We start from the raw sequence: 6,201 nt of genomic DNA, 5'->3' as shown, positions 1-6,201 counted from the left end.
AGACTTGGCAAACTTTCCACCGACAATAGCTTGGAAAAGAGACCAACCCGAGTTATTTCATAGTAAAAGGGGAGCGGTTATTCCGCCATAAATCTACCTTTATAAAATTCCGCTATGTTGGCTTATATAAAAAACGCACTATTGACACCAACGTTTATGTATAAGGAAAGTTGCGTGTTTGTGTGCGAGGATTTTCCGAAGGAAAATCAGAAGCTAGCAAACGAGCAACTAACTTTGGTTTAGCTAAAACTAGCAATTTTTTTTATACGGTGTTACCCAACGTTTTTTTATTATTCATACAGTTCATTAATCGTAATATTCTTTTTTTCCTTTAGATAATTACTAACGAGTTTATTGTAGCAATTCAGGTTGTTATAAACCATACATCCAAGGTCAAAATTTTCTATTCCGTATTTTTTTATGTTTTCGGTTAGATTTCCCGAACCAACTAATCCGCTCGAAAAATATTTAAGTTCGTTATTTGCTAAATCAGTAGTAAATCTGTCAGTTATTTTTTCGCAATCCAATTCGTGATATTCAGTCAATATTTTTTCGGTTCTTTTCATTCCAAAATAGTCCACGGTCAGTTGAGTTGTCAGAATAACAAATAGAATTCCAATTCCGAGTGCAGTTAAATTCAATAATTTGCTTTTTATCTTTAAATTCTTTGGAAGGAAAAAAAATGTAATTAATAAAATCGCCAATATTGCTGGAAAGTAAAATTTTTGATAAAAGAACTCATACATTTTACTGTAACTGAAAATTCCTAATCCAAATCCAATTAGAGTTAAAGTCAGAATAATGTTTTTCAGTTTTGCGTGCATTTTTGGTCAAATGTTGGGTAACGGTTACGTATATGAAATGTTGCGTGTTTGCGTGCGATGATTTTCCGAAGGAAAATCAGAAGCTAGCAAACAAAGCAACTCCCATTGGTTAAGCACAAAATAGCAATTTTTTATATACAATGTTACCCAACGTTTTTTAAAATATAAAATATCCTAAACCTAATGAAATCATAGAATTTTTTGAATCAAAAGTTTCAACTACTTTAGAAAATCCATGATTTAATCTTAATTGAATAATTATTTTTTCCGATGGGTTAAAGCTGACACCTAAATTTGCAGAAAAATCGAATCCGTTTATTATTAATTCAGAGTCTGGATTAGAGTCAGATGAACTTGGTGTAATAGTATTTTTATCTGAAAGAAGGAACGAGAATTGAGGTCCAATTTCAACATGGAATTTATCTGAAATAAGATATTTTAAATTCAAAGGCAAGTCTATATAATTTCGTTCTGAAACAAAATAAAATTTCCTTTGGTCTCCAATTTTGGTTCCATCTTGTCCTTTTCTTTGGCTAAACAATAATTCAGGTTGAAGAGCAAATTTGTCAGAAAGAAGTATTTCCGAAATAAATCCAGCATGAAAACCAAAACTATCTGCTAATACTATTTCCCCTCCGTCTGTAAATCCGGAATAATGAACTCCAAATTTTAATCCAATTTTAGTTTCCGATTGAGCCGAAACTTTATTAATAAGTAGTAAAGTAATAAAAATTAAAAAGACTTTTCTCATGTTTAAGTTGTTTTCAAATGTTGGGTAACGTTTTAGTGTAAACAAAGTACGGGTTTGTGGGCAGCGATTTTCCGAAGGAAAATCGTAAGCAAGCAAACGAGTACTTTATAAATGTAAGCCACAAAAATAGTATTTTTTTTACACATTGTTGGTTTTAAGTAGTGCGCCAGTATTAAGTGCAATTACGGAATAGCGCAAAACAACCGCAAACCCCAAGGGCATAATGAGCAAAAAACACTGTTTTTAGTGCCAACCAGAGACTTGGCAAACTTTCCACCGACAATAGCTTGGAAAAGAGACCAACCCGAGTTATTTCATAGTAAAAGGGGAGCGGTTATTCCGCCATAAATCTACCTTTATAAAATTCCGCTATGTTAGCTGATATAAAAAACGCACTATTGACACCAACGTTGTTGTATATGGTTTGTTGCGTGTTTTAAGCACCTAATTTAGCAAATAAAAACCGAATAGAAAATCCGCGAGGATTTTCGTAAGTAGGCTAGAACTAGCAATAAATTATATACGGTGTTCTACGCAGTTTTTTATTTTTTATATGTTCCGCTGAAGAAACATCTCATTCCGTGTAAATCACAGTTCTTTTCTTTTACTGTGACTTGGTTCTTTTTAAATTCAAAGGTCAATCTTTTACAATTAGAACTGTTGTGTATTGCAATTCCATTTGAATTGATTTTCGCAATTCCTTTTAATTCGCCAGTACATCCAGCTTGATGAGCAGTAGAAATATCAAATTCAATTTCATTGTTTTCGGTATATTTTATAGTTAATCTACCGAATGAAATTCCGCCATCATTGAACGGACTATTATAAGTTCCGTTATAATTTGAATATTTGGAATCTGATATCGCCTTTTTAGAACTCTCGTAATTGTCGGAAGTCAGTATTAAAGTAAATTCTTTCGCAGAATCTCCATTTGGTTTGCTCCAAGTTCCGCTTATTTTATTTTCATTAATAAGTTTTCCGTCCCAAAGTCCAGTTTGATTGCCTTTTTGGTCAAATTCATTCAGAATTAATATACTGTCTTTTGAAATAGTTCCTTTAATTTCAATGTCAGTTCCAACTTTGTCGTAAAAATATGTTCCGTTTATTTTTCCGCTTTCAGAGTTCAATTTTATGTGTAAAGGATATTTATTGTCAATTTTTCCAGCGAATGTTTTTATAAAATCAAAATTCGGTGTTTCCTTTTTTGTTTTCTCTTTACAAGAAACCAGAATTAAAATAAGTAAGCTAAATGTGTAAGTTTTTAAATTCATATTGTTGGTTTGGTTAAATTGCGTAGAACGGTCTCGGCTATGAGTAGTTGCGTGGGTTAGCACTTAACTTTGCAAGTACACACCAAGCTGAAAATCCGCGAGGATTTTCAGAAGTAGGCGAGAACAAGCAATTACTTATAGCCATTGTTGTGCGTTCGTTTTTTTATTCGGTTAACAATTTCAAATCCCAAATATTCTTTCAGTTTCGGAAATTTGTATCTATAATATTCATTCCAATAGCTTATCATTCTACTTTCAGTCTGTTGCCAATATTTAGGGTTTTCATCTCTAAATTCAGCGTAATAATCCAAAGTGTTTTCGTTTATTTTTTTGTCAATAATCGGAAGCAATTCATAAACGTATTCGCCAATTAATTGGATTATAAATGGAACTGTCCACTTTTCTGCACTATCAGATATTAAATTCAGTCGTTTTTCTCTTAAATATCCATTGTGATGACGTAAATAAATACAATTTAAAATGTCTTTTTGTTTGTCAGTCAAAGACTTTTCCAATTCTGGTTTTGGTTCGTTAAAGTAAAGTCTATAAGGAATTGTTAGGGTTTCGTTGTCAAAATCAATATTCAATTCCGATTCGTGAATCAGATTGTCAATTTTGTGAGTTTGTCCGTCACATAATTTGACTTGATTATTTTCAAATGGTAAGATTTTCAAAACTTCTTTTAAATCCGAATGCAATTTTTTAGGAAAAGATTTGGTAATTCTTTCCTTGTATTCAGAGTTCAAATTTTTCTTAAATATCTTTAGCATTTTCGTTTTCTCAAATGACGCACAACGGTCTAGTGTATGATTTCGTTGCGTGTTTAAGCACTAAAGTAGCAAATAAATCACAGATAGAAAGTCCGCGAGGACTTTCGTAAGTAGGCTTTAACCAGCAATGAATTATACACATTGTTATATGCAGGTTTTATCCCAGTTTTTCTTTCAAACGCTTTTCAATCCGAAAAATAAGATGGAAAACAAAATCGAAATAGAATTTGGCATTTTCTTTCGCAAAATTCTCCATTTGTAAAGCTTGAAAAGTCGGTATGATTTTTTGATTTATACTTACTTCTTTTAAATCAGCATTTGGATTTGTAAAACTTCCTTGAAACATTGGCGAATTATCAGGTAAATCAGCTAGAATTTTACTTGAGTCAGCGTGCGAAAAACCATTTCTCATTAACTCACGAATTATATCGAATAGAAAGCTCTTTTCTTTGTCTGAAATCAGTTCAAGTTTTTTACATTTTTCTATTGAGTTTCCTAATGGTATTGAACCATATTTTTTATTCGGCTCTTCAAACACGTCGTTCCATTTTTCAATCGGTATAGGTCCAATTCCTGTATCATTTTTAATCAAAGCAAGTTTTAGAAGACGTTCCAGTAAGTTGTTTGTCAGCGTTATTGTAGCTCTATGAAATTCAAGAATTAGGCATTTGTTTATCTCAAAAATCAGTGTGTTAAATTCACAGAAAATTTCGAGATTAAAATCAAAATATTTAGCTAATTCCGGAAAGTTTTTGTCCAGTTTTTCAATAAAGCTTTTTTCGAAAACTACTTTCTCCATTTGAGTGATTTTTCAACTTGCATATAACGTTTATGTATAAGAATAGTGCGGTTTTGTGTGCGAGGATTTTCCGCAGGAAAATCAGATGTAACAAAAGTGCACGGACTCTTGATTAAGCACTAAACTAAGCATTATTTTTATACGGTGTTAGCAAACGTATTTATTCCGCTAACAATCTTTTCAACTCTTCACAATTTCTAAATATATATTCGGTCAAGTCGTTTATAAATAGCATTACACTTTCTTCAAAAGACATATCATAAATCTTTTGAGTTTTTTCGGCATATTCCGCTGAAATTGATGAGACAATTTGAGTAAATTCCTCCGCATTTATTTTTTCCATTTTGGAATTTTCAAGTTTTTCACAAGATTTATTCGAAACCATTTCTATTAAGTCACGTTTCCGTTTGTTCTGTTTTTTTTCTTTTTTACTTAAAGACTTGTTTAGGTCAATTTCAACTTTCGGCAATAGGTTTTTGTCTAAATAATCAGTTTGTTCAGTTGTAAGTCTATTTTGATTAAAATAAAATTCTACAGATTTACAGGTCTTAAAAGCCAATATTTTACTCAACTTATTTTCCACTCCAATTGTAACTATTGCCTTAATCGTTTCGTCAATATTCAGATTGTCATTTAAATCGGTAATGACAATAATTCCTTCGCTAAATTCAAAACTTTCTTCTGTGTACAATTTTTGAGAGAAAACAATTTTATAAGAAACGGAACTTTGGGACTTAATTTCCGTTTCGATAGTTTTTAGTTCGCTTTCGCAATTAACATCTGCTGTAGTTTGGGCAAAATTAATTGCTGATAGTAAAGAAAATAGGATTAATAATATTTGTTTGCTGATGTTCATTTATATGTTTGCTAACGGTCTCGGCTATGAGTAGTTGCGTGGTTTAGCACTTAACTTTGCAAGTACACACCAAACTGAAAATCCGCGAGGATTTTCAGAAGTAGGCGAGAACAAGCAATTACTTATAGCCATTGTTGTGCGTTCGTTTTTTATTTCCATTGTCTGTTTTTCAGGTTGGTTTTCTTTAATGAATATCCATCGTTAAAAAACAATTTTCCATTATCTAAAGTCATTATTTTATCAGTCAAAAATCTTGGAACAGCATTTAAGTCCAAATCCCTTACAATAATTTCTATTTCGTTATAATTCGGATTGTCAATTTCTATTGTTTCTTTTTGTCCTAAATAATGATATGTAATTGTTTTTATTTTTTGAGCTTCCAATTCCGCAATTCCATTCACGTCTGCTGCTTTTCCCTCGTTTTGGTCATTAATTACAATAAATGCTGCTGCAAGTGGTAATTCCAAATCTCGGATTGTGATTTTCACGTTTTCAATTCGGTCGGGATTTATTTTTCCACTATAAGTCGTACTCGGATTTTTTGGTTGTTCAAATGTGTTCAGTTTTATACTGTCAGTAGATATTTGTTCCCAATTTCCTTTTACTACAGTTCCGCCACCAACATCCATAAAAATAAAATACTCAAATGTTTTGTCCGATTTTAACTCAATTTGAGTGCAAGCAAAATAGCTTTTTCCGCATTTTCCATATAAACCAACTACTGATTTATTCGTTGAACACGAACTTAAAAAAAGTAAAATTAAAATCAGTTTAATGTATTTCACGGGTTTTTCTTAAATGACGCACAACGGTCTCGTATAACCGTCAGTTACGGGTTAATATGCGTTAATTTTCGGTTTTGCACAGACTTTAGCAATTCCGAGTGGATTCGGACGTAGTCGAATCCGCCGTAATTGCGGTTATACATTG

Annotated in this window: 7 protein-coding genes; all 7 read right to left on the bottom strand. The window is 31.9% G+C overall.

The window, feature by feature from the left end; genetic code table 11:
• Positions 1-290: 290 nt before the first annotated feature.
• The 7 genes from ACKGJY_RS15335 to ACKGJY_RS15305 all read right to left on the bottom strand — a co-directional run bounded on the left by ACKGJY_RS15335 (position 291) and on the right by ACKGJY_RS15305 (position 6,056).
• Positions 291-824 carry a hypothetical protein gene (locus tag ACKGJY_RS15335; protein ID WP_413974782.1) on the bottom strand — a complete coding sequence of 178 codons (534 nt, stop codon included), beginning with the start codon at positions 822-824 and terminating at the stop codon, positions 291-293.
• Positions 825-981: 157 nt separating this feature from the next.
• Positions 982-1,575 (bottom strand): porin family protein, encoded by a 594-nt coding sequence (locus tag ACKGJY_RS15330; RefSeq protein ID WP_413974781.1) that lies wholly within the window; start codon positions 1,573-1,575, stop codon positions 982-984.
• Positions 1,576-2,117: 542 nt separating this feature from the next.
• On the bottom strand, positions 2,118-2,846 hold the full coding sequence (locus ACKGJY_RS15325) for a hypothetical protein (RefSeq protein ID WP_413974780.1): 729 nt from the start codon (positions 2,844-2,846) through the stop codon (positions 2,118-2,120).
• A 131-nt stretch (positions 2,847-2,977) separates the two neighbouring features.
• Positions 2,978-3,616 carry a hypothetical protein gene (locus ACKGJY_RS15320; RefSeq protein ID WP_413974779.1) on the bottom strand — a complete coding sequence of 213 codons (639 nt, stop codon included), beginning with the start codon at positions 3,614-3,616 and terminating at the stop codon, positions 2,978-2,980.
• Positions 3,617-3,773: 157 nt separating this feature from the next.
• A complete protein-coding gene (locus ACKGJY_RS15315; RefSeq protein WP_413974778.1) occupies positions 3,774-4,415 on the bottom strand; it encodes a hypothetical protein in 642 nt (213 codons plus the stop codon).
• Between the two features lie 160 nt (positions 4,416-4,575).
• Positions 4,576-5,271: a hypothetical protein gene (locus ACKGJY_RS15310; RefSeq protein WP_413974777.1), complete on the bottom strand. Its 696-nt coding sequence runs from the start codon at positions 5,269-5,271 to the stop codon at positions 4,576-4,578.
• Positions 5,272-5,420: 149 nt separating this feature from the next.
• The gene (locus ACKGJY_RS15305) at positions 5,421-6,056 is read right to left on the bottom strand and encodes a hypothetical protein (protein WP_413974776.1); all 636 of its coding nucleotides are present in this window, start codon (positions 6,054-6,056) and stop codon (positions 5,421-5,423) included.
• Between the last annotated feature and the right edge of the window lie 145 nt (positions 6,057-6,201).

This window comes from Hyunsoonleella sp. 2307UL5-6 (assembly GCF_047345485.1).
In the GTDB taxonomy this organism is placed as follows: Bacteria; Bacteroidota; Bacteroidia; order Flavobacteriales; family Flavobacteriaceae; genus Jejuia.
Note: the sequence above shows the minus strand (reverse complement) of the source record. Positions and strands in the feature narration are given on the sequence as shown.